The organism is Stenotrophomonas sp. PS02298, assembly GCF_029959445.1.
Classification (GTDB): domain Bacteria; phylum Pseudomonadota; class Gammaproteobacteria; order Xanthomonadales; family Xanthomonadaceae; genus Stenotrophomonas.
This window is the reverse complement of record NZ_JASCOR010000025.1, coordinates 1-26,542: the sequence shown is the minus strand read 5'-3', so window position 1 is coordinate 26,542 and position 26,542 is coordinate 1. Positions and strand designations below refer to the sequence as shown.

The following is a 26,542-nucleotide window of genomic DNA, read 5'->3' as shown; positions in this document are numbered from 1 at the left end:
GGGAAGGGTTCTTTGTCCGGTCAGCTTGCTGAACGAGTGCGCGGGGCGGGCGGACGGATTCAGATCGGATTCACCCCTAAAAATCAAGAATTTGGCTCAATTTCGTAAGGCCCATGAAAAATCTTCCCGGGTCGTGGTTTACGAATTTTGAACGTTGCCTCGCCGTCCGCTAGGATCTGTCCCATGCATTCGCTTTCCCGTCGTCGTCTGCTGGTCACCCTGATTGCCACGTTGGTCGTGGCCGGTCCGGGCGTGGTCGTGGCGTCGGCGCAGCAGCCACAGCAGTCCCGGGGCGACAGCGCCCGTGTCGCCAGCGCTGATGGCGGTGCACGCGTGGCCCGCCAGGGCAATGACCGTTCGTTGTCCGATGCCGTCCGGCGCGTGCAACGCGAGACCGGTGGGCGCATTCTTGGGGCCGAACGCGTGCCGTATGACGGCCGCGACATCAATCGTGTCAAATACATGGATGACCGTGGGCGCGTACGCTACATGGACGACCCTGCGCCTTCACGAGACCACCCGCGCGACCAGCGGGCGGAGCTGCCACCACGCGGCGATAACTCCTGAACAGCGATAGTGGTTGTGGTTTTTGAATACACACGCTGGCCGTAAGGTCGGCCCAAAGTACTAGGGAGAGTTCATGCGTATCCTTCTGGTTGAAGACGAAGCCCCGCTGCGGGAAACCCTTGCGGCCCGGCTCAAGCGCGAAGGTTTCGCCGTGGATGCCGCTCAGGATGGCGAAGAAGGCCTGTATATGGGCCGCGAAGTGCCGTTCGACGTGGGCATCATCGATCTGGGCCTGCCCAAGATGTCGGGCATGGAGCTGATCCGCGCGCTGCGTGACGAGGGCAAGAAATTCCCGGTGCTGATCCTGACCGCCCGTTCCAGCTGGCAGGACAAGGTCGAGGGCCTGAAGCAGGGCGCCGACGACTACCTGGTCAAGCCGTTCCATGTCGAAGAGCTGCTGGCTCGCGTCAACGCGCTGCTGCGCCGCGCCGCTGGCTGGTCCAAGCCGACCCTGGAATGTGGCCCGGTTGCATTGGATCTGGCCGCCCAGACCGTGAGCGTGGCCGGCAGCAATGTCGACCTGACCAGCTACGAGTACAAGGTGCTGGAGTACCTGATGATGCATGCCGGTGAGTTGGTCTCCAAGGCCGACCTGACCGAGCACATCTACCAGCAGGACTTCGACCGCGACTCCAACGTGCTGGAAGTGTTCATCGGCCGCCTGCGCAAGAAGCTCGATCCCGATGGCGAATTGAAGCCGATCGAAACCGTGCGTGGCCGCGGTTACCGTTTCGCGATTCCGCGCAACGAGGGCTGAGCCCCGCCAAGGGGTAGAGCGTGATGACGGGCCGTCAGTGGCTATTGAAGCGTTGGCGGCCCCGCTCGTTGCAGGCCCGCCAGCTGCTGGCTGCCTCGGTGGGTCTGGTGGCCTTCCTGGCCTTGGCCGGTTACGCGCTGGACGCGGCCTTCGGCCAGACCGCGCGTGACAACCTCAGCGAGCGCCTGAAGAACTACGCCACCGCCTATGCCGGTGGCATCGATTTCACCCGTGACGGCTCGCTGTACATCCGCGAACAGCCGCCGGACCCACGCTTTGATTTCCCCGGCAGCGGCCTGTACCTGCAGGTCGTCATGCCTGGCCATGTAGCGAACTCGATGTCGGCCGAAGGCCCGATGCTGCCGGACGTGAGTGAACGTACGCTCAAACCGCGCGAGGAAGTGTTCGAAGGCCCCTTGCCCATCACCCAGATCGACGGCACGCCCGGCGAGGTCTATCGCTATGGCATGGGCCTGGTGTGGGGCGGTGACGGCGCGCCGGAATCCGAGTTTCCGTACACCATCTATGTGCTTGAAGATTCGCGCGCGCTGGGCATGCAGTTGCGCAGTTTCCGCGCGGCGGTGTGGTTCTGGCTGGGCGTTACCGGCCTGATCCTGCTGTTGCTGCAGACGCTGGTGCTGCAATGGAGCCTGCGCCCACTCAAGCGCGTGATCAACGAACTGACCCGCGTCCAGCGCGGTGAACGAGAGCGCATGAGCGAGCTGCATCCGCGCGAGCTGGAGCCGCTGACCGAGAGCATCAACGCCTTCATCGAAAGCGAGCGCGAAAACCTCGAGCGCCAGCGCAACACCCTGGCCGATCTCGCGCATAGCCTGAAGACGCCATTGGCAGTGCTGCGTACCCAGTTGGAAAGCGGCACCAGCAACGAGGCTGACCTGCGCGAGGAAGTGGGCGTGCAGCTGCAGCGCATGAACAACCTGGTGTCCTACCAGCTGGCGCGTGCGGCATCGTCAGGACACAAGCTGTTCTCGGCACCGGTGCCGATCGAGGCCACCGCCGAAGAGATCGTGCGTGGACTGGAGAAGGTCTACGCCGCCAAGGGTGTGTTCTGCGAGTTCGAGGTAACGCCGGGGGTCAACTTCTACGGCGAGCCGGGCGACTTGCAGGAACTGCTGGGCAACCTGCTCGAGAACGCCTTCAAATGGGCCAACCGCCGCGTGTTGCTGACCGCAAAGCCGATCACTGCAGGCAACGGCAAGCGTGCCGGCCTGGTGCTGGCGGTGGATGACGACGGCCCGGGTATCGCCGAGGACAACATCGCCAAGGTGCTGCAGCGCGGTGTGCGTGGCGATGAGCGCGTGCAGGGCCACGGCATTGGTCTGTCGATCGTGCAGGACCTGATCAAGGCTTATCGTGGTGAGCTGCAGGTCAAGCGTTCCGAAGAACTGGGCGGCGCCCGGTTTGAAGTGACCTTGCCGCCGGGGATTTAAATCCTGGCGGTTCAGGGCATCAGCGGACGGTCTGTCATTGCCCCGCGCTGCGTGCGTGAGGAGCTGAAGCCAAAATCCAAAGCCAACCCCTCCCCAACCCTCCCCTACGCACTGCGTGCGCAAGGGATGGCGCAAGCTTCGCTCCCTCCCTTTGGCGTAGCCAAGGGGAGGGCCGGGGAGGGGTTCGCCTTTGATCCTGCTCTACCGCAGCCCAGCTTCAACTGGCCCATAAAACCGGCGCAGATGCGCCGCCACCGCCGGCATCGTCTGCACCAGCAGTTCCGGCGCGGAGAAGTGGTACTCGCTGACCACTGCGAAGAATTCCTCCGGCGCTTCCGCTGCATACGGATCAATCACGGTCTCAACGTCCGCATCCACCTGCACGCAGAACGCGTCATAGGCCTGCTGGAAATCCCGCGCCCATTGCCGCTGCCAGTCGCGCGGCAGCGGCGGCGTGCCATCGATGGCGCCATCCAGTGCATCGATCTTGTGTGCCATCTCATGCACCGCCACGCAGAAGCCGGCCTGCGGATCGGCGATGTCGGCCTGCACATCTGCCCACGACAGGATCAGCGGACCGCTGCCCCAGGCCTCGCCGATCAGTTCGTCATCCCACTCATGCAATACCCCGGCCGCATCGGTATGGCTCTGGCGCACGCGGAAGGCATCCGGGTACACCACCAGTTCCGACCAGCCATGCAGGCCCTCGCGGCCGAACTCGATCAGCGGCAGGCAACACAGGGCGGCCAGCACCATGCGCTGGCCGTCGTCCAGCTCCAGCCCGGCAACCGGGGTGATGGTCTTGCGCTGCAGGAACAGCTCCACCAACGCCCGCAGCTTGCGCTCGCGCTCGGCGGACAAGCCGGACAGCCACAGGCATTGCTGGCAGGTCTGCTGCCAGAGCGTGTCATCAAGTGGAGGCGGTGTGCGCTGCCACCAGCGCAACAACGACTGGATCAGCGGAACATCCCGGGCAGCAGGCGATGCCAGCGCGGTGCACGCAGGCGCGGCAGCAGATCATCGTCGCTGCCACCGCCGGCAGCACGCGGGGTAGCGGTCTTGGCCGGGGCGGGCGTTGCTGGCGGGGCGTTGGCGATGCCAACGGCAGCAGCCGGGGCGGCTACCCGCTCCACTTCGGCTGGCGCATAGCTGCAAGCACTTTGGCCAGCGCCGCCGAGCGCATCCGAAGCCTGCGCTGCAACCGGCGCCAGCAACAGGATCAGGCAATGAGCGAGGTGGCGCATCGTCAACATCCAAAGGCGGGCTAATTCCCGATTCTAGCCTGCTTTTTCTCCGGAAAAGGGGAGTGGCGCTGGGCGGGCCTCCGGGGCTTGCCGCATAATTTCCCGGTCTGTTGTGAGGAAGCTGCTGTGGATGACCGCCAATTACTGGCCAAGCTGGGGGCCGGAGCGTTGTCCGGCGATACGCTGGCGCGTGAGCTTGGGCTGACCCGGGCGGCCGTCTGGAAGCGTATTCAAGGGCTTCGCGCCGCTGGCGTGATGATCGAGGGCCGCGCTGGCGACGGTTATCGACTGGCCCAGCCGGTTGAATTGCTGGATCCGGCACAGATCCGCGCGGGCCTGTCGGCGGCGGTGCAGCCATTGCTGGCCGAGTTGGAAATAGCCTGGTCATTGAGCTCAACCAACACGGAATTGCTGCAGCGCAGCGCGCCTGAGCGCGGAACGGCGGTCCTACTGGCCGAACGGCAGACCGGTGGTCGCGGCCGTCGCGGCCGCCATTGGGCCTCGCCGCTGGCCGCACATGTCTATCTGTCACTGTCGCGTGGCTTTGGTGGCGGCCTGTCGCGGATGGGCGGGCTGAGCCTGGCGGTTGGTGTGGCCGTGGTCGAGGCCCTGCACGGGCTGGGCTTCCGCAACGCCGGCTTGAAGTGGCCCAACGACGTGGTGGTGGACGGGCACAAACTCGGTGGCCTGCTGGTGGAGGGCGGCGGCGAATTTGCCGGCCCGGCACGGGCGGTGATCGGGCTGGGTTTGAACGTGCGCATGCCGCAGGCCAGTGCTGCCGACATCAGCCAGCCGTGGACCGACCTGGACACGCTGGCCGGTGCCGAGGTATCGCGTAATGCCGTGGTGGCGGCCTTGCTGGCGGCCTTGCTGCCGGCGCTGGAGCTGTTCGAGCAGCACGGGCTGGCCCCGTTCCTGCCACGCTACGCCACCATGGATGTACTCCAGGGCCGCGCGGTGCGGGTGGAGGAGGCCGGTGTGCTGCACGATGGTGTGGCCTGCGGACTGGCCGAGGACGGCGCATTGCGGGTGAATATTGATGGGCGGGAAACCTGTTTCCATGCCGGCGAAGTCAGCGTGAGGGCGGCATGAGCGATTGGTTGTTTGACCTGGGCAATTCGCGTTTCAAATTCGCGCCACTGCAAGGCGATCGCGCTGGCAGCGTGCAGGCCTGGGCACATGGCGCCGAGGCGATCACCGCCAGCGCGCTGGACGCCTTGCCGCAAGGTGATACCGCATGGGTCGCAAGCGTTGCATCGGCAGCGCTGACCGCGGAAGTCATGCAGATCCTGCAGAGCCGCTTCAGCACGGTGCACGTCGCCAAAACCCTGCCGCAGTGCGCGGGTGTAACCGTGGCCTATGCGCGCCCGGAAAAGTTCGGCGTGGACCGTTTCCTCGGCTTGTTGGCGGTCGCACCAGCGCAGAAATCGGTGCTGGTGGTCGGCGTCGGCACCGCGCTGACCATCGACCTGATCGATGCGGATGGCCTGCATCGCGGCGGCCGCATCGGTGCTTCGCCAACGGTGATGCGCGAAGCCCTGCATGCGCGCGCCGTACAGTTGCCCGCCAGCGGCGGCGACTACGCCGAGTTCGCCAATGACACGGCTGATGCGTTGGCTTCCGGCTGTGATGGTGCCGCAGTGGCGCTGGTCGAACGTAGCCTGCGCCAGGCACAGCAGCTGCTCGGCAGCGAGCCGGTGCTGGTAGTACATGGCGGCGGTGCATTGCCCTTGCTGCCACTGCTGCCCGAAGCCGATTACCGGCCTGCGCTGGTGCTGGATGGTCTGGCGCGCTGGGCAGTTCACCACGGCGCGTGCGACCGGTAGGATCACCGCATGCTGACCCGTCTCCTTATCGTCCTGCTGGCCATCCTCAATGTTGGCGTCGCACTGTGGTGGATGGCGCCGCGTGCTGAGCCGGTTGCTGTCGTGCCGCCTGCCGAGCCCGGCGTCGCCAGCCTGGAAGTGCTGCCTTCGCCTGCTGCGGACACCACCATTGCTGTTGCACCCGCTGCTGCCGAGGCCGCACCCGCAGTGGCAACGGATGCTGCTGCGCTCACGCCGGTGCCAGCCGCAGCCACCGCTGCCAAGCCAGCAGAAGTGCCGCCCGTTGTCACCGCAGCAGTAGAAACCAAGCCCACCGAAGCCAAGCCCGCCGAGGTGAAACCACCTGCCGTCGTGCAGTGCGCCAGTCTTGGCCCCTACGTCACCCAGGCCCAGGCCCAGGCGGCGCTGACCGCGCTGGGCACCGATGCGGCGCGCCCGCGCCTGCGTGAAGTGCCCGGCAAGGCTGCCAGCAGCTACCGGGTGCTGATCGCTCCGGCCGCCTCGCGCGAGGAAGCCCAGGCCACCGCCAAGCGCATCGTCGAGGCCGGTTTCAGCGATTACTTCGTTGTCTCCCAAGGCGAGGAAGCCAATGCCGTCGCGCTGGGCCAGTACCGCAACCGCGAAGGTGCCGAGCGCCGCCTGGCCAGCCTGACCGCTGCTGGCTTCCCGGCCAAACTGGCCACCAGCGGTACCGAAATCGCGCCCAGCTGGTGGGTGGACACCGCCACCGCCGGTGCCGCGACCCCGGCCAGCTTGAAGCAGCGTGCAGCTGCCGCCCAACAACAGTCGTTGGATTGCGCGCGTCTGCGGTAGAATGGCGCGCCCCGCCACGGCGGGGATCGGGGAGCACCGGTCTTGACCAGCTTTCCTCCGGTTGCAGCGCTACCATCGCGCAACCGAAGCACGTAACACGCCTTGCCGCTTTAGCTCAGTTGGTAGAGCAACTGTCTTGTAAACAGTAGGTCATCCGTTCGATTCGGATAAGCGGCACCATCGCCTGATCCCATAGCGTCCAAGCAAGTCCAGAATTCATACTAAGCCCGCAGAAATGCGGGCTTTTTTGTGCGCTTTGGTCCGAGCTTGTCCACGTACATCCAAGAGCTTTGGGGGTACAAGTGGGGGTACATTTCGAAAAACGGAGTTCAGCAAGGAGGATGTACCCCCAATGGGTGCTAAGCAATTGACAGATATGGCCGCGCGCAACGCGAAGGCTAAGGACAAGCCCTACAAGCTGGCGGCAGGGGCAGGCCTTTACCTGCACGTGATGCCCAACGGAGCCAGATACTGGCGAATGAAGTACCGCTGGGATGGCAAGGAGAAGTTGCTGGCGATCGGGGTGTATCCCGAAGTGTCATTGAAGGAGGCCGGAGAGGCCCGTGATGAGGCTAGGGCGAAGCTTCGTGCTGGACGCGATCCTTCCGAGCACAAGCAATTGAGCAAGCTCACGTCAAAGTTGTCAGTAGATACCCGCTTCCAGACGATAGCCGTGGAATGGCTTGAGTCCCGTGGGGACTTGGCGCAGTCAACGCGGGAGAAGGCAGCTTGGATGCTGGAAACCTACGCTTTCCCTTGGCTAGGTAAACGGCAGATCCATGAGATCACTACCGCTGAGGTGTTGGCAGTCCTGCGTAGGTTGGAGGCTCAGGAGAAGATCGAGTCCACGCAGCGCCTTCGCCAAATCTGTGGGCAGGTATTTCGCTACGCCGTGGCCACTGGAAGGTTAGATCGCGACCCGACCAGTGCTCTTCGTGGTGCTTTGAAGACGGCGAAGAATAGGCACTACGCTTCAATAACCGATCCAGCGAAGGTCGGTGAGCTGATGCGGGCCATTGATGGGTACACGGGGCAACTTGTCACGCAATGTGCGCTCCGCTTTGCTCCCCTGGTCTTCACTCGTCCGGGGGAGCTGCGCAAGGCGGAATGGGAGGAGTTCGATCTTGCTGCGAAGCAATGGAACATCCCTGGAGCGAAAATGAAGATGGGGGTAGCTCATGTTGTTCCGCTATCCAAGCAGGCAGTTGCTGTGCTGGAGGAACTACGGCCGGTCACGGGGAATGGACGCTACGTGTTTCCGTCCGTTCGGAGTGCAAGGGATCCAATGAGTGAGAACACCGTCAATGCAGCTCTTCGACGCTTGGGTTACGGAACGGACGACATGACCGGTCATGGCTTCCGAAGCATGGCATCCACTTTACTTCACGAGATGGGATGGACATCTGACGCGATCGAAAGACAGCTTGCTCACTCTGAAAGAAATCCCATTAAGGCGGCCTACAATCGAGCGGAACACTTGCCTGAGCGCAGGAAGATGATGCAGGCGTGGGCAGACTACTTGGATAAGTTGAAGGGAAAAGGCCAATCGCCTCTAAGGTTGGCTGGCTAATTCTCCGTTTGAGGTTTTGGATTGCCCTGCGCGCGGTTATCGCGCAGGGTGTCCTTCTGAATCAAGGGGGCAAGGCGTATGCCTTTGTCGACGGTTACTGAGTTGATTTAGTTCCGTTAACAGGAAGCGGAAAGGAAATTAGGATTTTCGCCGACCCGAAGCGGACAGCCTCTGTTTACGAAAATATGGGCGATTCAGAAACCCTTTAACGGAACGTGCTTGAGAACGAAGTGGCCCAGAAGTGTGCGTTCTGGGGCGCGTTGTTCAGTTGAATCCGACGGTTAGCAGGAGACCCGCTTTTGACTGAGCGAGTGCGATCACTGTGCCGGCTCAGCTTCTGAGACGGCCATTGGGGAGGATTCATGCTCCATCCAGTCTGGCCACCTACGATGACATCTGATGCCGGACATTCTCTCTCCCTCGGAAAGAAGCACTCGCATGTCCTTGATTCGGTCGAAGGACACGAGGCCGGAGTTGATTGTGCGCAAGGCAGTGTGGGCGGCCGGATTCCGCTATCGGCTTCATGGCGAGGGCTTGCCGGGAAGGCCGGATCTCGTCTTTCCCGCCCTCCGCACTGTGGTCTTCATCCATGGGTGCTACTGGCATGCCCACTCCTGCCAGAAGGGGAGGATTCCCAAGCAAAACAGTCGATTCTGGCGGGAAAAGTTCGCGGCGAACCAGGCCAGGGACCAACGAAATGCCCGGCTTCTCCGCCGCGAAGGCTGGTCGGTCCTGACCGTCTGGGAGTGCTCCCTGTCGACAGTGAAGTCACGGGACAGGTCCGTACGCAAGTTGTTGAATGCATTGGCCTTGAGGCGCGCGTTCAAGCCGTAGGCAGGCGGCACGATGCGACTGAAAGTGCTTCCATCCAACCTGGGGAAACTGTTACCCTGGAAGCCGACCGCCGGCGGCCCGGGGATGCATCGGGCGATAAGAGCTTGTCTTGCCCTTTCAGGGTGCTGGCCGAAAACCTTTTGAGCCCGCCCATGGATAATTCCGCCGTTCCCGCCCGTCCGACATTCATTGACCTCTTCTCGGGATGCGGAGGGCTGTCCCTTGGCTTGTCTCAGGCGGGCTGGCAGGGGCTGTTCGCGATCGAGCGCGCCGCGGATGCGTTCGAGACCTTCCGCGCAAACTTCCTTGGCGAGGCCTCGCGGTGCAGATTCCAATGGCCGGCTTGGCTGGAACAATCTGCCCACTCTATCGACGACGTCCTGAAATTCCACCATGGCGAACTAGGGGAACTTCGCAACAAAGTAGATCTCATTGCAGGCGGGCCGCCTTGCCAAGGGTTTTCCTTCGCAGGTAAGCGGAATAACTCCGACCCCCGGAACAAGATGTTCCAGCGCTACGTATCTTTCGTGGAGCTCATCAACCCCAAGTTCCTCGTCCTCGAGAACGTACCGGGCATGAATGTTGCCCACACCAAGCGCGGGAACAAGACGGCGAAGTCTGGACAAACCTATTACGACAAACTGCACGACGCCCTCGGGGAGCTTGGCTATACCGTCGGCGCGATGATTCTGGACGCGGCAAATTTTGGCGTCCCGCAGCGGAGGGCGCGACTGGTTGTCATCGGGATTCGCTCGGACATGGTCAAGAAGTTTCCTTCTGGATGCACAGGCTTGTTCGATGCGATAGACGTCGAGGGGGGGAAGCAACTTTCGGAGCTAGGGAATGGGGCCCCAGTGACTGCCCAGCAGGCCATTTCCGATCTCGTCGTCGGGACCGGGAAACAGGTGGCGCAGCACACCATTGAATACGCCGGCTTCGGCGCCCGCCGTGGATACGTGCAACTGAAATACGAAGGCCCGCACGACACTGCCTACCAGCGGCTCATGAACGCGGGAGTCGCCCCCTATCAGATGGACAGCATGCGGCTCGCGCGCCATGGGGAGGATGTAAGAGCGCGTTTTAAAAAAATCCTCGCCACTAGTCTTGCCACTAACCGCCGTGGGGTGAACCTGAGCAGCGACGACCGTGAGAGCTTTGGCATGTTGAAGCACCGTACAGTGCCCATGTCGCCTACGCAGCCGGCGCCAACGCTTACTACGTTGCCTGACGACATTCTGCATTACTGCGATCCACGGATCCTGACAGTGCGCGAATCCGCGCGGCTCCAGTCCTTCCCGGACTGGTTCACCTTCCATGGCAAGTATACGACCGGTGGCGATCGTCGTAAGGTCGAATGCCCCCGATATACACAGGTCGGCAACGCCGTGCCACCGTTGTTGGCCATGGCTATAGGGGCCGGGATCTTGACAGCATGGAAGTCGATCGACGCCAAGGCCAAAGGAAGCATCGGCAAGAAGACTGTCATCAAGAAACACATTGCTCTGGCAATGAGCTAGCCACGATGATTCCGCCGGGGGGGCGAATGAGTAAGTATCCAGAGGGGTTGCTCAACTGGTCAGGGGACAAGGCCGGTGGCGTCAAGAAGTTGTTTTACAAGGGAAGCGGACGCCCTTCTGGCGACGTGATCACAACGGGTTTGCTCACGCGGTTGCAAGCGTGGTCAAGGGACATCGCCAGTGGAAAGGATGGGACACCCAAGGCAATTTTTCTGATTGGCGGCCCAGGTAATGGCAAAACGGAGGCCGTCGAATTTACGATCCGCGAACTCGATGTCGCGATGCATCTCAATGGCGTATTGCTAGAAGAGCTCGCGGCACGGTTCTCGGGCCAAGCCGGGGGGCACCCCGGCCGCTTGGTTAGGAGTGTGCAGACGCAATTCCCCCCGCAGAGCGAGATCACTGCCATTTCCATCGTGCAGGATGGATCCGAAGCCAATCGTGGTGATCCGGCTACCCCCGCTGAGCATCTCTGCAACGACATCCGTTCTTTGTTAGGGCAAGGCGAGGGACATCTCTACGTTGCGTGTGTGAATCGTGGCGTCCTGGACGACGCGCTAATCCTGGCTACGGAACGCGATGAGCCCGAAGTTGGCGAGCTGGTTAAGAAAGTCGTCCAATCAGTCTCACTCGGTTCACGGGGAATCGCTTGTTGGCCGTTGGAAGGCTATTCGCGCTTTGCAGTGTGGCCCATGGACGTCGAATCCCTGGTTGAAGAGGCCAATGGCCAAGCAGCCAATTCCGCGGCGAGGCAAATTCTCGGTGTGGCGACCAACGCAGGGGATTGGCCGGAGTTCGGCGAGTGCACCGCAGGCGAATACTGTCCGTTCTGCACCAACCGAAAGCTCCTCGCTAGTGAGCCACATCGTTCTTCCTTCATCCGCATCCTGCGATGGTTTGAACTGTCTAGTGAGAAACGGTGGAATTTCCGCGACCTATTCTCGCTAACCGCTTATCTGCTTGCGGGCACTACGGAGTCCGACTCAAAGGGTGTCTATCAACCTTGCGAGTGGGCAAAGGCACAGCTCCAGCCGCGCGAATCCAATACGACCAAGCGGGAGATAAAACGCGCAAGGGGCTTGTTCAAGCTGGTTTCTGCGCAATACCAACACGCCCTTTTTGGCGCATGGCCTGTGGAAAGGGCTGCTGGGCTTAGGAGCGACATCAAGGAGCTGAAGCTCGACGAGCAGCCGGCGCTAGCCGGTTTGCAGCAATTCCTATCGTTCGACAAGCGGAAAGAGGGCACCTCTACCTTGCGCACGCAGCTTGCAGGCATGAGGGTCTACCTTGACCCTGCAGTTGCAAATCCAGCTATGGAAGTTGCCGTAAGCTCCAACACGACGATCAAGTTCGAGGACTTGGATCGGCGGTTCAGCTTGTCGATCAAGGAGGGCCGGACATTCCTTCAGAAGTACCAGTCCCTATCCGCACTTGAAATCGACTTGCTCAAGTCACTCGAGGAAGCAGATGCAATGCTCTCCGATGAGGCCATCCGGCGGTCTAAGCCTGCGATAGCGGAGCGCGTGCAAGCATTCATTAGGCTTGTTGCATGTAGGATTGCACGTCGTTCGGTGGGTGTTCGATCCGGCATTACCAAGGATTCGGATGTGCTGGTTGATTTCGACCAAGTCCTTAACGGCGATAGTAGTGCCTTGCAAGAAGCAAGGCAGCAGGTTGAAAACCTGCTCAACAAGGAACGACAGTTCCAAGTGAGCTTGAACACCACATTCGGCGAGCCACTGCCTCCACCGGAACGAAGGGTGATGCTGACGACCGATATCCAAAAGGTCCGGCAAATGCCCTTCCAGCAAGACGATAGCAAGCCCAGGCTACCGGTGCGCTTCCTCAGTGTTGGCAGTGGCACTTCTGCACAACCTGTTGCCCTGACCTATGAGTTGTTCAAGGCCACTAAGTCCTTGCGTAAGGGCATGATTCCAGCCTCGTTGCCACGCTCGGTCGTGGCCCTCATCGACACGACGCGCGCAAAGCTGGCTGGGACCGTCGTCCGAGATGAGGACACCTTGGAGGGTAGTGAAATCCAGCTGGGTATGAGAGATGACGTGATCGTGCGCAATTTCGGCACTTTCATCGTGCGCCGAGGGAATGGCCAATGAATATCGGGAAGTTCCTGGAGTCCCCTTGGGATACGCAGCACCCATTGTTCAGGGATGCCATTTTCAGCATCCATCGTGCACCGGAGTTTTCGACAGGAGAGGTCGTCCTATCATCGTTGTATCGCGCATCCGGCTTTGAAGGGGTTTCGGAAGGCAAGGTGAAAAAGCAGGGTGACGCGTTCAGCAAGGCTGCGGACAAAGCGAAAAAAAAAGAAGGGGGCAAGGGCGAAATCCAGCCTGACACGTGGCGTACCGTCCTAGATCGCCTAGTGCAGAGTCCGAAGGTTGCACAACAGTCATCTAAGCGCTTCATGTCGCTTTCCCCCGTGGTGCCGGACGCCGCCTTGTATTCAGGCGCGGCACGACTGACGGGCAACCCATGGAATCCAGGCCAGTTGGTGAAGCGCATCATCCAGCTAGGGGCCATTTCGGACGCAGATGCATCAAGGGTGTGGGTGAGCCTGCACGATGCCTTGGGCATTGGGGCGAATGACGATGTCTGGGCGCGGTGGCTTCAGGGAGAGTTCGAACTGCGCCGTCAGGGTGTGGACGATTGGAAGCCTACCTACCTGGCGCCTCTAGGCTTGTTTCCAAGTCAGGATAGAGCGAGCATCGAGTACCCGGCAAAGCAGTTCGTGGCGGATCTCGAAGGCATCATCGCTGCCAAGCCTTCGATGACTAGACGGCAGTGGGTCAGCCTTCTAGAGGCCGTTCTCAGGATAGGAACCGTCAGTCACGTGCTTTGGATTTGCGACGTGAATGATCGCGTCTGGCGAGTAGCGAGAAGTCTCGTTGAATCAGATATAGCCAGCATCCCCGCCACCGATGCCGAGTTAGCTAAACATTTGCTTGCCGTGGATAGCCGAATGCTTTCATTCGGACATCCCGCCATACCAATTTTGCGCGACTACGCGTCCAAGTACCTGTCGGCCCGCCTTGGTTTGAACTGCATGTTGTGGGCGCTGGATGGAATGGGGGCCAAGGTGGCCAGAATGGATTCGGTCGCTGGCACCCGCTCTTTTCTGGCGGCAATCGAGGCAAACAAGGACAAGCTTCGCGCAGCAGGCGTGCTTGATTCCTACCATCAACTTCAGGACCGGGAAGTGCGCACGATTGCCTGCAAGAAGGGAATTGGATCAAACCTCATGGAGTTCGCCCAGTACACTCTGGGGCAGCGCCAGACGATGGATGAGACATTGCGCGGCTACGACCAAGGGTATTTCTTGCGTAAACGTGGCGAAGCACGGAACTCCCCGTGGGTTTTGGCGCTGGGTCCCGCCTCGGTGTTGGCCATGGCTCATTGCTGCCTGCATGAGGTGAAAGGCCCTCGTTCCGTCCAACGATTGGCGAAGCACCTCTCATCCTACGGGATCGAGTTCGACCTGCATGGGTTGAACGACAGTGACTTGGGTCGTCAATTACGCATGCTTGGCTTGGTGCTTGATAGCCCAGATGCCGAAAGCGGCATGTTGCTGGTCCCCCCTTTTGCGATTTGACGTTGGTGCCGCCTTGAGCAAACTTGCAAGTGAACTAGCCGCGTGGATCAACGGCCAAATGGCCAACGAGATCCTTTCCCTTCCAAGCGGAAGCAAGGAGTGCCGCGTGGTTTTTTGCGGCCCACCGCCAAGCATGCTCGCGGAGATTTTCAAAGTTCTTGCTGGTGATGGCCGATTGCTATCGGCGAGCATGGCCGATGGCACTACAGTTTCATTTCCGGTCGTGGTCCAAGTCGACGAAGTGCCTGATACGGCGCCAGTTGCCCGCGTGGATCAATCCGGCTACAGCTTGTTCCATGGTTTGGCTAGTCTTCGCAACGACCCCAGGGCCGGCATCTTCCTCACTCTAGTCCCGCCCGGTGGGCAAGCAAGCGACACCCATGAATCCACTCGCAAATCGTTCGGCGTCGCGTCCGTCGTCAACGAAGGAGGGGCACCAATTTCAGTTTGGTGGGGCGACCCGTTCATTCAACGCCTCGTCGACGCAGGCCTCGGGATAGGCGACGACAAGCAATTGGAGCAGGCCAAGCGGCTCGTCCACGAGGCCGTAGTTGCTGCAGATGCAGCCAAGCAGCACGAGGTAAGCAGGAGCGGGGCATGGGACATCCTCGACCGCCTTTGGGAGCTGCGCGATGCGGGACAGCCATTGGATGCGCGTGTAAGTCTGGCGAGTGGATTCCCCCCTTCGAGCGACGGGCGCATCGATGCCACGCACAAGCTGTCCATCTTCAGCGCATTAGCCGACAAGTTCGAGCGCTCAAACCTGGGGTTTGGCGTGGAGCAATTGAAAGAGCAGGCGCCTAAGGCGGGAGTTGATCCGACGCTTCTGGATGCCTTTCTAGGGCAAGTGCGCCGCAAGTGCGACGTGGTGACGGCACTCAAGCGCTCCATGCCCTATTGCTACGCACCTGACGAGACCATGCCGCCGCCCGGTTGGTGGGACGAGCTGACCGTGCAGAAGTGGGAGCTATTGCTTGATGACGATACGACGGAGTCCTCTCCCGAGATAACACTCACATGCACGAACCCATTGGCATTCCAACTCAAGGGCTTCGTCCCCGTGGTCCGTGACGCCGCGCGGCTTCAGGTCCAACTGCCGGATGGTTTGGAGGGCGCGCGTGTACGGATTACTCGAGAGGCGCCAGGTGGCATGGCGAATCGTCGGACGTGGGACTTGCCAAGCGCAGGATCCATGGAGTTCGTCGACGAAGCATTCCCACTTCACAGGATGCCAATCAAGTACGTGGCCGAAGTCGTGGAATGCCAAGGTGTAAAACTAGAGAACGTCAAGAAGGCAAGCTCTAAACTGATTTCACTTTCCGCTTGGGAGCCTGGATTGATCGTATGCTCCCGTACCGCGGCGAAGGGGAAGGTGCCAAAGCTGGTGTCGAACAAGCCCATCGACACGATCCTAGAGATGGCTGGCGCAGGACGGCACTATCTCGATGTTTACGCTCGGCCCGGCGTGAAAATCCTTTCCGGCGAAGCCACGGCACATTGCGATGACGAGGAGCTGGAGCCGGCGAAGATTGGTAACGTGGCCGATGATGAGTACGGCCTGGAGGTCGAGGCCGGCGGCGAGCGTCACTACCAGTTCGAGATACTGCGCCCAGAAAACGCCAAGAAGGACGTATTCCGAATTTTCCTCGTCGCGGATGAGGCAACTGCGGAGGAATGCACGAGTTACTTCGAGTTCCATTTGGCGAGGAACTCCCGGCGCGAGGGAGGCAAGCTTCCTCGCGCCGTGCATGCGAATAGCCAATCCCGTAGTGCACAACTACAGGGATGGATGCTGGAAAGATCCTGCGTGGGCAGGTCGCATTACCCATTCGTACTGGCACCAGACTATGCCAGCGAGTGGCGCCGACGCGAATGGTCGTCGGCCGAGGACGTGATTTTCTCCTCGGCGAGATTCCTCAGCGATCCCCGGCCTGGCATTGATGAGATGCAGCCGCCGACTGCATTCACCGAATCAAGACAACTGATCGCTGCCAAGGTTCGGGGCAAGGATGGAAACGATCTCGTTGAATCCGCCAACCTAGGCGAATGGCTGGTGACCGACAAGGAGTTCGAGGAAGCAGTGGGCACATACGTCCGTGCCTATCTGGATTGGCTATCAGCCTCCCCGAAGGAAGCTTGCTGGTGCGATATCGGCCTAGTCATGGGGTTGGAATCGGATGGAGTAACTCTAGAGCAGGTTCCGAACGCGGTCATCGTCTCGCCATTGCATCCCATCCGATTCGCCTGGCAATGCCTTGCGCAACGAGCCATGTACCTGGCTTCGCGCAAGCGACCATGCCCTGCCGCTAGCATCATGGATCCGGATTGCGTGCCTGACTCGATTGCATTGCCGCTACGCGATGCCACGGGCGGCACAAATGAGGTTGTCTATTTTTCAGTCGAATGCAGCTCGGACTACTGGGGCATCCTGTGGAACACGCAGCGTCTGGATCGATTGGCGAAGCTGGGCGTCTCCTCCCCCCTTGATCGGGAGATGGGTCTTCTGGTTGGTGGAATTTCCAGTGGGTTCAGTGCGTCTCAGGTCCACCGCGCCATGGATGACGTATGCGAGATGCTGGTGGCGAAACCGGTCATTGGCGTCCTTGTGTCCAGTGCAGCCGGCCAGAACAACGCATGCAACGATGGCCTCTTGTCCTGGGGGCGCGAGCATTTTTCAGCGGGCGCTATGCGAGGCAAGAGCGCATCGGTGTTCGGTGCGAGCGAGATCCACGTGTTCGACGAGCGCAATGAGGATGCCCGCCCGGGCGACGCGGAGATCTCCAACTTGGCCGAGGACACGAACAATTCCGTCCAATGGTACGAGGCGGCTGATTCCAGCATTTCGCACGATTTGGCCATCATCGCCCAATTGGAGACTTCCAATGCCAGTTCCCAGCTGGTCAGGCAGACCTCCCCGCTAGGCGCTGGTGGCCTTGTGCGTGTGCGCATTCGCGAGCAACAAGCTGCCGGGAACGGGCAGTTCTTGAGCGAGTCACGCGTGGCCGGTCCTGTCCGAGTGACGGGTGATGGGCTTGCGGACAATACCGCGAAGGCCATTGCTGCCTTGGAGGGCATGTCCGACTTCCCTAAAGGCTACGTATTCGCACCGAGCATCAACGCGGTCAAGAAATCTCTGGACAAGGCTGAATTCGCTGCAGTCTCCTCGTCTGCCGTGGATCCAGCTTGCTTCCTCGGAAACTGGCTCGAAGGCACCTACCTCTGGGACTACGAGCTTCCCTCGTACTCGGGAAGGTCCGGCGACAGCAATGGCTATTACCTGCTCTCGCGCATCAAGTCCCTTGATCTAGAGACGATGAAGATCGTCCTGCAGCGCTTGCCGGGGTGTGAAGACCTCTCGCATACGGAGCTTTCCGCGATCGTGCAAGAAGTGGCGCGCAGGGGCATACCAACCGTGCGCGGCCTATCGGCCGGCAACTCGGGAGCCACCGGCGACTTGGGCCTTTTCATCGCGACTCGGCTCATCCAAGACAGCTTCCGCTCCTCAGCGGGGCAACATGGTTTGTTGGTCCCATGGGAGGAACACGACGAGGAGCATCGAATTTCGCTCGTCATCCCAGTCGACCCATTCCAGCGTTACCTGGATGATCTAGCCAAGGCTAACGGGAAACTCAGTTTGCATCGCCCCGACTTGATCGTGGTGGGGCTGGTCATCGCCGACTCTTCCATTCGATGCAAGTTGACACCCGTCGAGGTCAAGAATCGGAGTGGCAACGCCCGGATGGCGCACAAGGACCGTCTCTTGGCGCTCGAGCAAGCCAAGTCGCTATCGGCATTGCTCAGTTCGCTTCGCAAGACCTATACCGACGATCAGGAGATGCTGATCTGGCGTCTGGCCTACGAAAACTTGTTGTCTTCCATGATCGGCTACGGTTTCCGTGTTTACAGCCAGCATCTGGCGGAGGGCGGCAAGGCTGCCGCGTGGGCAAGGCTGCATTCGCGGGTAATGGAGGCCATCCTCAACTCGGAGCTTGGCGTGGAGATCGATGCACGTGGGCGTCTAATCGTCATCGATGGGACAACGAATAGCGGCCCGAGCGACACCGACGGGGATTCGTTCAAGGAAACCATTGAGCTTTCCCAATCCGATGCCAGCCTAATCGTCAGGGGAACTGCGGACGCGTTCTATCAATCAATGAAGGCTTCGCTCCATGACTGGCAGTTCATGCCCAGAGAGGTTGCAGCCACCGCGGTGCAGATCGCGCCCTTGGCAGCGCCCATGAAACCAGAAGCACCATTCATCACGCTTCTGCCAGTGCAGCCCGCGGAAGAGCCTGTGGTATCTACATCGCCATCCGAAGTCGGTGCTAGTACGGTTGCGCCTTATGATGACGAGCTTCAGGAAACTCAAGAGCCCTCCAAGGCCACAGCGCCGAATGACGGATCCGACCAAGCCGGTCTCATCCTCAGGGTTGGCGAAGACATCGGCGCATTCCAAGCGCGCGTGCGCCACCTTAACCTTGGCCAGACCTCGCTCAACCAGTTGAACATGGGCGTGGTGGGCGACCTTGGCACGGGCAAGACCCAGTTGTTGCAATCACTTGTCTTCCAGATCGCCACTGGCGCGGCAGGGAACCGAGGGGTTTCCCCGAACATCCTGATCTTCGATTACAAGAAGGATTACAGCTCGGAAGAGTTTGTGAAGGCGACGGGCGCGCGCGTCATTCGCCCTCAGCACATCCCGCTCAATCTCTTCGACTTGTCCAACTCTTCCCAGTCGATCAGCCCATGGCTGGATCGCTATCGCTTCTTCTCGGATGCCATCGAGAAGATTTACTCGGGCATTGGCGCGGTCCAGCGCGAGAAGCTGAAGAATGCAATCAAGGAGGCCTACAATGGGCGCGGTGAGGGCAGCTACCCAACCATCTACGACGTATTCCAGAACTACCAGCTTGCAGTGAAGGGAAGCCCGGATTCGATCACTGGCATTCTCAGCGACATGGTGGACATGGAGCTGTTCGCCAATGATCCGGCATCCATCGTCAGTCCTGATGAATTCCTCAAGGGTGTTGTAGTCATCGCGCTCAACGAGCTTGGCCCGGACGATAAGACCAAGAGCATGCTCGTGACGATCCTGTTGAACGTTTTCTACGAGCATATGTTGAAGATTCCCAAGCGTCCCTTCCTTGGGGTTGATCGGAACATGCGCGTCGTCGACTCGATGTTGCTTGTCGATGAAGCAGACAGCATCATGAAGTATGAGTTTGATGTCCTTCGCAGGTTGCTCCTTCAGGGGCGCGAGTTCGGCGTTGGCGTGATCCTTGCGTCGCAGTATCTGAGCCACTTCAAGGTCGGGGCAACCGACTATAGGGAGCCGCTCTTGACCTGGTTCCTGCACAAGGTGCCCAACCTAAAGCCGCAGGAACTGAGCGCGCTCGGCCTGAGCGAGCAGTCCTCGCTTCAGCAAATGACAGAGCGAATCAAGTCGCTAAACATCCATGAGTGCATGTACAAGACGCATGATGTCTCTGGCGAATTCCTCGTGGGGGCGCCTTTCTACAAAAGGGACGAATGGGGTTGAAAACCTGATCCCATGACGTGCCCTATCATGCCAAGCGCGCCCCATGGAGTGAATCGCTCAGGGTTTTGTAGGTAGTCACCACGCCTCTCAGTGACCGCTTCTGACCGGTGGCGGTCAGTCGGCTTGTGTCTAGAGTGGGTGTTGGGCTGTACCAAACTGTCGTTCTTGATTGAAATTTTCTTCAGACCCTTAGTACTACGCCGAAGCAGGATCCCCCTGCTTTGCGTGTGCGCCGCGCGCAGGCGTATCGCTTCGAGTACCAGGCATGAAAGATAAATCCGAGTTCCTCTACTGCGTCTTCATCGTGGCTGCGGCCATCTTGTCGGCCGTAGCCCGTTGTTCGTTCACCCGCCCCGACCAGTTCGGTCGCGATTCCTACGACTAAACCAACAATCCAGATAGACCCACAAGGCCCGGCATTGCCCGGGCCTTGTGCGTTATGCCGTCTATGAAAGGAGTTCGAGATGCATCACGTTGAAACCATGGCCTATGCAGGCCAAGCCCCATGGCATGGCATCGGAAGCCAGTTGGCCCCCAATCAGCCCATCGAAGTATGGCGCGATCGCGCTGGCATGAACTGGTCTTTGGAGGAAGCCGAGGTTCGATTTTCCGCCGAGGCTGAAGATCAGTATCCCGTTCGGGCGTTCCCCGGGCAGAAGGTGCTTTATCGCTCTGACACCAAGCGACCGCTGGCCGTGGTGTCCAAGCGCTATCGAGTGGTTCAGCCGCGGGAGATTCTGGAGTTTTACCGCGATCTGACGCGGTACAGCGGCTTTGAGCTTGAAACGGCAGGCGTTCTTCGCGGTGGGCGGAAGTTCTGGGCATTGGCCCGTACTGGGCAGGGTGTGGCCCTAAAGGGTCAGGATCAGATCAATGGCTATCTTCTTCTGGCTACGGCCTGCGACGGAACGCTGGCTACCACCGCCCAGTTCACCTCAGTTCGCGTGGTGTGTAACAACACCCTGCAGATCGCTGTTGGGGATCGAGCCGGAGCCATCAAGGTCCCGCACCGCAGTGCCTTCGATGCTGACAGGGTCAAAAGCCAGTTGGGTATTGCTGTTGAGGGCTGGCATGGCTTTGTGGAGCGGATGCGGATCCTCTGTGAGACACCTGTGAACCCCGATTCGGTCGATGGGGTGCTGCGCAATTTGCTCACGTATCCGGCTGCTCAGAATGGGAAGGCGGCAGTCGTGAATCAGCAGGCTGTAGCCAAGGTGCGGGCGCTGTATGACGGGCAGGGGAGAGGGGCTAGCTTGAAGACCAGCAGGGGTACCGCCTTCGGTCTCCTCAACAGCATCACCGAATTCGTGGACCATCATCGGCGGGCGCAGAGTACGGAGAACCGCTTGGATGCAGCCTGGTTCGGCCAAGGTGCCTTGCTAAAGCAGAAGGCGTGGAAGGAACTGTTAGGGGAAGCCGCATGAGCACCTCGCCGCAGAAGCAACGCCTGAAAGAGCTGCCTGGAAGTTTGAACGAACGTGACAGCTTCGTCCTCTCCCAAGCATTGGAAATTCTTGAGAGCAGAGCAATGGTCAGTGGCCTTCTGTTGGGAGATCCGGAGGTTGCCGGCAGGTTCTTCCGCCTGCGTCTAGGACATGAGATCCGCGAACACTTCGAGGTGGCGTTTCTTGATACCCGAAACCGCTTGATCGCCGTGGAACGGCTGTTCTCAGGCTCCGTAGATGGTGCTGAGATCCATCCGCGGATTGTCGTCCAACGTGCCTTGGCCTTGAACGCGGCAGCGGTCCTGCTGGCTCACAACCACCCCAGCGGGTATTGCGAGCCGTCAGAAGCGGATCGAGCCATCACCAAAAGGCTGAAAGAAGTGCTGGCGATGGTGGACGTGAGGGTCGTTGATCACCTTGTGGTGTCGGCGAGCCAAGGCACCTCGATGGCTCAGCTCGGGCAGATATGAAGATCCGGATACTTAGGAGAACAGCATGAAGGAAAGGGAGACGTCCTGGTCATCGACCAGGGCGGCAATAGCTCGTGCCAAAGCGGCTGACCTGGACCGGCGGGCTCGGGAGATGGAACGTGCTGCTGATGGAAATTGGCGGCAGAGGGCGAGGATTAGGGAGGCTGCTAGCAGGCTTCGCATGAGAGCAGGGGTCTGCTTAGTCGAGGCGCTAAAGATTGAGGAGGCGGCCGACCTCTAGGGGGGCGTTCCGCCACCTTCAGATCCCTATGCTCAGCCGAGGAGAGATCCTGGAGGGACATCAAGAGCTATTGCGATCCGCTCGATGTTGTAAATCGTCACGTTCTTTTCGCCGCGTTCGATCATGCCCACGTATGTCCGATGGACGCCGGCCGCCTCGGCCAACTCTTCTTGAGAGAGTCCACGTTCTTTCCTCAATCGTCGGACATTTCCGGCGAAAACGGCGACCAATCGAGTTTCGTGGGATGCACGAGCCATCGACAGATGGTCTCGATTTGAATACTACTATTCGACATACTACGATTAGCATTGCGGGTGTCTAGGTAGGGCAAAGGTCGAGCGCGGAGCTAGATCCCTTGGGGCAGCGGAACTCACCCGCGAGCAATCGGGTTCTGGCAAAAACCGCTCGGCTACCGCTACTGCAGGGAAAAGGGATGTTCGAAGAAGACCACTACGAAGTCCTCGGGGTACGCCCCGAGGCACCGCTCTGGGAAATAGAGCTGGCCTACAAAGGCCGACGGAGCCAATACCACCCTGATCGCTACGCAGCAGGAGACGAGGCTGCCGTCGTATGGGCCACGGCGAAGATGCAGGCCGTAAACAAGGCCTATGCGGTCCTCAAAGACCCGGACCAACGGGAGCGATTTGACAGCTCCCGAGCCACAGCCAGACCCAGCCCCGAGCCAGAGGCTCCACGAACCCAGGCTCCGGAACCTCCCCCTCTCCGCTCGCTTCGGCAGGTCTTGGAGGGACTTGAGTTCAGCAATGAGCCCTTCGAGCGCGTGTTCGTGGCTCCGAACATCCCAAGGAAGAAGCTCCAGGGAGCCCTGGACAGCTACGGGGAGAGGCTGCGGCCGCAGGACGTTGTCGTGCTCATCGACGACACCGTGTTCGGCGGTGCCAGGGAAGGCGTGCTGATCACCGAAACCCAGATCCGAGGCAAAGCCAAGTTCGAGCGGTCAGAGATTCGGTTACTGGGCTGCTTAACAGAAATCACCGCTCACGGTGCGCACATCCGGATCCATGGCGAGCCCTTCATCACGTTGAGTGTTCCCAACGCCGACGACCTGCGACGGTTGTTCAGAGCCGTCAGCCACTACCTGCAAGAAACCAACTGATCTCAACCAACAGGGGAATGACATGAGGTACATGAAAGGCCTTTACGGCGTGCCTGTGCACCGCGGCCATCTGTTTCGATATGTGGGGCCGCTACGCGTACAAGGGATTTTTCTACAACCTAGGACAGGGCCTGATCTGGCCTGCCGTGGTCTTCCCTTCACTGGGAAAGCTGATCGGCGCCGTGGCTTGAATCTTGGTGGCTTTCGCCTTCCTCGTGCAGGTGAAGAGCCGATAGGCATGAGCCTTCGGAAACCAGTACTTCTCCCAATGCTGATGGTAGTCCTGGCACTCAGTGCGTGCAGTAGCGAGTTCGACAAATTGCGCGACAGATTCGTCGATAACTGCGTAGCCGGCGGAGCGCCGAAGTCCAGCTGTAAATGTACCTTTGACAAGCTACAGGAACATTACGGGGAACAGGGGCTGCTGGCTATCGAGAAGCAGAGTATCCCGCCGCCCGATCTTTCCGACCGGCTCTTTGCAGCAGCGGGCCAGTGCAGAAGCCGCTGAGGGATTCTGGCGCCATGTTCAAGAAACAGCGTTCCGACCAGGTCGCTGGATAACCCACTGCGGCTGAGCGTCGGACACCCGCTCATACATACAAGGAATTGCATGAAAAGTATCAACTACGTTGCAGCCATGCTGGCTGCACTTCTTCTTGGCGGATGCAGCAAGCCAGTCCTGGACTGGCGCAATGCAGAACTGAGTAACGGGAAGATCTACGAATCCGGTTCCAATGAACCCTTCGACGGACGGGTGACCGGTGTACCGCACAAGCAGCTCGAACCGCTCCTAGGCTCTCTGAGAACCATCCTCCAGAATCTGAACACCAATCAGACCACCAGCATGACGGCGCTGCTGGGCAACTTGGACTATGTCTGCGATGTGGAGGTGGATGAAGGGTTGGTAGGTGGCCAGTACACCTGCCGCTATCCGCAGTCACAGGTCGTCGCCTACGAAGGCAAGCGGACCGACGGTGGTCTGGATGGGGAGACCGTGTTCCACACAAAAACGGGCAGTCCTGGCGTCATCCTGACGATGCAGAACGGGCGCGTGGAAGGGCCGATCAAGATCTACTTCGCCGAGAAGCCTGGACAACTCTCCTACCAGGCCACGGCTGTGAACAACGGTCTGGAAGGAGAAGCGATCAGCTACTACCTGAATGGTCAGGTCAAGGTAAAGGCCAACTTCAAAGGCAGCGTGCCTGTAGGGCTGTGGGAAGCCTACTGGGAGGAGAACGGAGCCGTCTCGGAGCGGGGCCTGTACGAGGGTGGAAAGCTGGTCTCACAGACCCACTATCTGCAAGACGGTACTGAATACCTGACGGAACCGGAGATGTGGGCGCTCCATCGTTCGATCTCGGAAAGTAATGATTTCACTCTGACGCCCAAGCAGGAAGTTCTGCTTACAGAGGCGGAGAAACGATACAACGCAGTACGCCTGCTGACGCCAGCCCAGCGCGAAGCGAAGTACCAGGCGGAGCAGGAGAGCATCCGGGCCGACAAGATCGCTCGCGGTCTGGATCCGGACTGTTGGGTCTGTGACGGATCAGACAAGAGGAACTGATGCGGTAGTGAAGGAAGATAGCGGGCGTGCACAAGCACGCCCGCTCCATGCGCGTGGTTAGTTTTTCAAAAACGACTCCAGGAGAGGGTATGAAGAAGGTAGGTATGTTGGTGGGGGCCATGTTGGCCGTACTGGCGCTTGTAGGTTGCAAGAAGGAAGCGGCCCTCACACAGGCCGGTGACATCAACCTGGCCGGATGCGAAGTGCCGGCGGGTTTGACGGCTGCACAGGCGGAGGCGGTCAGCTGCGCACCTGCGCAGGCAGAGCCCCAGAGCGCAGCAGAACCTTCTGCAGCTGCGTCGGACGAGAGCGTCATCAGTGAAGCACTGGCTCGGCAGGCTTTCATCTTCGATCAGGCGGATGAGAACGTAGAAGCGAGGAAGTTCGCCGAGGGTGACCTCAATGGCGACGGTGTCAGCGATAAGGCCGTGCTGTTCGTACTGGAGGCGACTAATGGTGGTAACGCCTACGCCACGCACCTTGCTGTATTTGCTAGAGAGGCTGGCGCATTGGCATATGCCGACTCATTGCCGGTGTCTGGGTACGGTGAGGGTGTTCAGGATTTCACGGTCCAAGAAGGATCGGTTGCGATGAAGATTCTGGTACAGGGGCCTGACGATGCCACCTGCTGTCCCTCAGTGGAGAAGAATGTGAGCTACGTTCTTCAAAATGGGAAGTTGATTGAGGCTAAGCTTCTCAGTGCAGCGTACTGATTCAACTGATGCTCGGAGCGTGATGAGTAGTTTCTTACTCCTATGCGCATAAGGTATGAGAGAAGCCGGCCACTAGTACTTACACAACCCTCAGCCAACGACATGCACTAGATGCAATAGAAGGGAGGGGGGAATGCAGAGCGCGCACTTACCGTTTCTCCAAATTCATCAGGCTAAGTAGTTCTCAAGCCACCCCATAGAGGCCAGTGACCAACGTCACTGGCCTTTTTCATTCCCGACATTGAGGTTGACCATGAAGATCTTCCATTTACAGCTAAAAACTGGCACCAAGGGAAAAGCCGTAGGGCATAGTGACTACATACGTCGCGAAGGAAGGTATCGGTCACGGGAGGACTTGATCGACGTTGGGTGCGGGAACCTACCTGCTTGGGCAGAGGATAGCGGTCGAGCGTTCTGGGCCGCAGCGGATGCACACGAGCGCATGAATGGTGCCGCTTACAGGGAGTTCATCGTCGCGCTCCCAAACGAGCTTGTCGGCAGCAGGTCGAGAGAGCTGGTGCAGGATCTCATTCACTTCCTGGCAGGTGCGAAGCCCTACGAGTACGCGGTGCATGCACCCGAGGCGTCCCTCGAAGGAGGAATGAATATGCACCTGCATCTGATGGTGTCAGATCGCATGCCGGATGGGTTCCAACGATCCGCCCCGCAGATGTTCCGCAGGTACAACTCCTATAGGCCTGAAGCGGGCGGATGCAGGAAGGATGCGTGCGGCAGAACGAGCGTGCAGGTACGTGAAAGCTTGATTGAAACTCGCCAAATGGTTGCGAGCATCATTAACGACCACTTGCAGCGCAATGGCATTACGGAGCGTGTTGATCACCGGACATTGAAGGAACAGGGGGTTGGACGCAGGGCGGAGCGGCACCTGGGGGCGTTCCGTATCCGGGAGATGGCGCAAAGCGAAAGAATTGCTTACGTCGATGCGAGGCGATCCATGCGGTCCAATGATCGGCTGTGAACGACTGGGGTGGTCAGGGACAGGGGCAAACAAGGAAGTATGCGGCGCTGTTTCGTGTACGACTTGCGAACGTCGCTACAACAAAGGGACAACAAAGGATTACTGCTGATGCAAAGGCCGCGGGAATCTGGCACAAGAATAGAGGGGGACTTTGTAAATTCTTGGCTTTGCTCACTGGAGCCTATCGCCTTCCCTACAGCGAGGGGGGCTACTAGTAGGGGGGGGGGTGCTCCCCGGGGGGGGCGCGGGGGGGGGGGGGGGGGGGGGGGGGGCGGGGGGGGGGGG

At 59.8% G+C, this 26,542-nt stretch carries 21 protein-coding genes and 1 tRNA gene; 19 read left to right on the top strand and 3 right to left on the bottom strand.

Annotation, left to right across the window (positions count from 1 at the left end; all coding sequences use genetic code 11):
* The first annotated feature begins 183 nt into the window (after positions 1–183).
* The 3 genes from QMX78_RS21590 (at position 184) to QMX78_RS05990 (ending at position 2,775) form a co-directional block, all read left to right on the top strand.
* Positions 184–567, top strand: coding sequence for a hypothetical protein (locus tag QMX78_RS21590; protein ID WP_343229762.1), 384 nt, complete (start codon positions 184–186; stop codon positions 565–567).
* A 73-nt stretch (positions 568–640) separates the two neighbouring features.
* Positions 641–1,324, top strand: coding sequence for a response regulator transcription factor (locus tag QMX78_RS05995; protein WP_057627010.1), 684 nt, complete (start codon positions 641–643; stop codon positions 1,322–1,324).
* Positions 1,325–1,347: 23 nt separating this feature from the next.
* Positions 1,348–2,775: an ATP-binding protein gene (locus QMX78_RS05990; protein ID WP_282267579.1), complete on the top strand. Its 1,428-nt coding sequence runs from the start codon at positions 1,348–1,350 to the stop codon at positions 2,773–2,775.
* A gap of 201 nt (positions 2,776–2,976) precedes the next feature.
* Here the strand turns inward: QMX78_RS05990 and QMX78_RS05985 are convergent, their stop codons facing one another.
* Both QMX78_RS05985 and QMX78_RS05980 read right to left on the bottom strand, forming a co-directional pair.
* On the bottom strand, positions 2,977–3,723 hold the full coding sequence (locus QMX78_RS05985) for a M90 family metallopeptidase (protein ID WP_282267547.1): 747 nt from the start codon (positions 3,721–3,723) through the stop codon (positions 2,977–2,979).
* An 8-nt stretch (positions 3,724–3,731) separates the two neighbouring features.
* Positions 3,732–4,028, bottom strand: coding sequence for a hypothetical protein (locus QMX78_RS05980; RefSeq protein WP_282267546.1), 297 nt, complete (start codon positions 4,026–4,028; stop codon positions 3,732–3,734).
* 117 nt (positions 4,029–4,145) lie between these two features.
* Between QMX78_RS05980 and birA the strand changes: the two genes are divergently transcribed.
* The 12 genes from birA (at position 4,146) to QMX78_RS05920 (ending at position 21,643) form a co-directional block, all read left to right on the top strand.
* Complete coding sequence (gene birA / locus QMX78_RS05975) at positions 4,146–5,111, top strand: bifunctional biotin--[acetyl-CoA-carboxylase] ligase/biotin operon repressor BirA (RefSeq protein ID WP_282267545.1); 966 nt, start codon at positions 4,146–4,148, stop codon at positions 5,109–5,111.
* Complete coding sequence (locus tag QMX78_RS05970) at positions 5,108–5,845, top strand: type III pantothenate kinase (protein ID WP_282267544.1); 738 nt, start codon at positions 5,108–5,110, stop codon at positions 5,843–5,845. The genes birA and QMX78_RS05970 overlap by 4 nt, the downstream gene beginning before the upstream one ends.
* Before the next feature lie 9 nt (positions 5,846–5,854).
* A complete protein-coding gene (locus QMX78_RS05965; protein ID WP_282267542.1) occupies positions 5,855–6,658 on the top strand; it encodes an SPOR domain-containing protein in 804 nt (267 codons plus the stop codon).
* Between the two features lie 104 nt (positions 6,659–6,762).
* Positions 6,763–6,838 (top strand) — tRNA-Thr (locus QMX78_RS05960).
* A 172-nt stretch (positions 6,839–7,010) separates the two neighbouring features.
* Positions 7,011–8,228 (top strand): integrase arm-type DNA-binding domain-containing protein, encoded by a 1,218-nt coding sequence (locus QMX78_RS05955; RefSeq protein ID WP_197639918.1) that lies wholly within the window; start codon positions 7,011–7,013, stop codon positions 8,226–8,228.
* Between the two features lie 399 nt (positions 8,229–8,627).
* Positions 8,628–9,062: a very short patch repair endonuclease gene (locus QMX78_RS05950; RefSeq protein WP_197639916.1), complete on the top strand. Its 435-nt coding sequence runs from the start codon at positions 8,628–8,630 to the stop codon at positions 9,060–9,062.
* Positions 9,063–9,214: 152 nt separating this feature from the next.
* The gene (locus QMX78_RS05945; RefSeq protein ID WP_197639914.1) at positions 9,215–10,579 is read left to right on the top strand and encodes a DNA cytosine methyltransferase; all 1,365 of its coding nucleotides are present in this window, start codon (positions 9,215–9,217) and stop codon (positions 10,577–10,579) included.
* A 26-nt stretch (positions 10,580–10,605) separates the two neighbouring features.
* Positions 10,606–12,693 carry a hypothetical protein gene (locus tag QMX78_RS05940; protein WP_197639912.1) on the top strand — a complete coding sequence of 696 codons (2,088 nt, stop codon included), beginning with the start codon at positions 10,606–10,608 and terminating at the stop codon, positions 12,691–12,693.
* A complete protein-coding gene (locus QMX78_RS05935; RefSeq protein ID WP_282267536.1) occupies positions 12,690–14,189 on the top strand; it encodes a hypothetical protein in 1,500 nt (499 codons plus the stop codon). Before QMX78_RS05940 ends, QMX78_RS05935 begins: the two co-directional genes overlap by 4 nt.
* 58 nt (positions 14,190–14,247) lie before the next feature.
* Positions 14,248–19,728: a hypothetical protein gene (locus tag QMX78_RS05930; protein ID WP_282267534.1), complete on the top strand. Its 5,481-nt coding sequence runs from the start codon at positions 14,248–14,250 to the stop codon at positions 19,726–19,728.
* A 464-nt stretch (positions 19,729–20,192) separates the two neighbouring features.
* Positions 20,193–21,152: a DUF932 domain-containing protein gene (locus QMX78_RS05925; protein WP_197639907.1), complete on the top strand. Its 960-nt coding sequence runs from the start codon at positions 20,193–20,195 to the stop codon at positions 21,150–21,152.
* A complete protein-coding gene (locus tag QMX78_RS05920; protein WP_197639905.1) occupies positions 21,149–21,643 on the top strand; it encodes a JAB domain-containing protein in 495 nt (164 codons plus the stop codon). Before QMX78_RS05925 ends, QMX78_RS05920 begins: the two co-directional genes overlap by 4 nt.
* Before the next feature lie 273 nt (positions 21,644–21,916).
* On the opposite strand, the gene QMX78_RS05915 is transcribed toward QMX78_RS05920, so the two are convergent.
* Positions 21,917–22,114, bottom strand: coding sequence for a helix-turn-helix transcriptional regulator (locus QMX78_RS05915; RefSeq protein ID WP_282267528.1), 198 nt, complete (start codon positions 22,112–22,114; stop codon positions 21,917–21,919).
* A gap of 203 nt (positions 22,115–22,317) precedes the next feature.
* On the opposite strand from QMX78_RS05915, the gene QMX78_RS05910 reads away from it, so the two are divergent.
* From QMX78_RS05910 to QMX78_RS05895, 4 genes are all read left to right on the top strand, one after another.
* On the top strand, positions 22,318–23,001 hold the full coding sequence (locus QMX78_RS05910) for a J domain-containing protein (protein ID WP_197639895.1): 684 nt from the start codon (positions 22,318–22,320) through the stop codon (positions 22,999–23,001).
* Positions 23,002–23,611: 610 nt separating this feature from the next.
* Complete coding sequence (locus QMX78_RS05905) at positions 23,612–24,565, top strand: hypothetical protein (protein WP_282267521.1); 954 nt, start codon at positions 23,612–23,614, stop codon at positions 24,563–24,565.
* Between the two features lie 89 nt (positions 24,566–24,654).
* Positions 24,655–25,278 (top strand): hypothetical protein, encoded by a 624-nt coding sequence (locus tag QMX78_RS05900; protein ID WP_197639891.1) that lies wholly within the window; start codon positions 24,655–24,657, stop codon positions 25,276–25,278.
* Positions 25,279–25,531: 253 nt separating this feature from the next.
* Positions 25,532–26,257, top strand: coding sequence for a MobA/MobL family protein (locus QMX78_RS05895; protein ID WP_197639889.1), 726 nt, complete (start codon positions 25,532–25,534; stop codon positions 26,255–26,257).
* The last annotated feature ends 285 nt before the right edge of the window (positions 26,258–26,542 follow it).

What these genes read in the sequence shown, in the direction of transcription:
- QMX78_RS21590 (WP_343229762.1), top strand. Translation starts at nt 184, where the DNA reads ATGCATTCGCTTTCCCGTCGTCGTCTGCTGGTCACCCTGATTGCCACG.
- QMX78_RS05995 (WP_057627010.1), top strand. Translation starts at nt 641, where the DNA reads ATGCGTATCCTTCTGGTTGAAGACGAAGCCCCGCTGCGGGAAACCCTT.
- QMX78_RS05990 (WP_282267579.1), top strand. Translation starts at nt 1,348, where the DNA reads ATGACGGGCCGTCAGTGGCTATTGAAGCGTTGGCGGCCCCGCTCGTTG.
- QMX78_RS05980 (WP_282267546.1), bottom strand. Translation starts at nt 4,028, where the DNA reads ATGTTGACGATGCGCCACCTCGCTCATTGCCTGATCCTGTTGCTGGCG.
- QMX78_RS05970 (WP_282267544.1), top strand. Translation starts at nt 5,108, where the DNA reads ATGAGCGATTGGTTGTTTGACCTGGGCAATTCGCGTTTCAAATTCGCG.
- QMX78_RS05965 (WP_282267542.1), top strand. Translation starts at nt 5,855, where the DNA reads ATGCTGACCCGTCTCCTTATCGTCCTGCTGGCCATCCTCAATGTTGGC.
- QMX78_RS05955 (WP_197639918.1), top strand. Translation starts at nt 7,011, where the DNA reads ATGGGTGCTAAGCAATTGACAGATATGGCCGCGCGCAACGCGAAGGCT.
- QMX78_RS05950 (WP_197639916.1), top strand. Translation starts at nt 8,628, where the DNA reads ATGCCGGACATTCTCTCTCCCTCGGAAAGAAGCACTCGCATGTCCTTG.
- QMX78_RS05945 (WP_197639914.1), top strand. Translation starts at nt 9,215, where the DNA reads ATGGATAATTCCGCCGTTCCCGCCCGTCCGACATTCATTGACCTCTTC.
- QMX78_RS05940 (WP_197639912.1), top strand. Translation starts at nt 10,606, where the DNA reads ATGAGTAAGTATCCAGAGGGGTTGCTCAACTGGTCAGGGGACAAGGCC.
- QMX78_RS05935 (WP_282267536.1), top strand. Translation starts at nt 12,690, where the DNA reads ATGAATATCGGGAAGTTCCTGGAGTCCCCTTGGGATACGCAGCACCCA.
- QMX78_RS05930 (WP_282267534.1), top strand. Translation starts at nt 14,248, where the DNA reads ATGGCCAACGAGATCCTTTCCCTTCCAAGCGGAAGCAAGGAGTGCCGC.
- QMX78_RS05925 (WP_197639907.1), top strand. Translation starts at nt 20,193, where the DNA reads ATGCATCACGTTGAAACCATGGCCTATGCAGGCCAAGCCCCATGGCAT.
- QMX78_RS05920 (WP_197639905.1), top strand. Translation starts at nt 21,149, where the DNA reads ATGAGCACCTCGCCGCAGAAGCAACGCCTGAAAGAGCTGCCTGGAAGT.
- QMX78_RS05910 (WP_197639895.1), top strand. Translation starts at nt 22,318, where the DNA reads ATGTTCGAAGAAGACCACTACGAAGTCCTCGGGGTACGCCCCGAGGCA.
- QMX78_RS05905 (WP_282267521.1), top strand. Translation starts at nt 23,612, where the DNA reads ATGAAAAGTATCAACTACGTTGCAGCCATGCTGGCTGCACTTCTTCTT.
- QMX78_RS05900 (WP_197639891.1), top strand. Translation starts at nt 24,655, where the DNA reads ATGAAGAAGGTAGGTATGTTGGTGGGGGCCATGTTGGCCGTACTGGCG.
- QMX78_RS05895 (WP_197639889.1), top strand. Translation starts at nt 25,532, where the DNA reads ATGAAGATCTTCCATTTACAGCTAAAAACTGGCACCAAGGGAAAAGCC.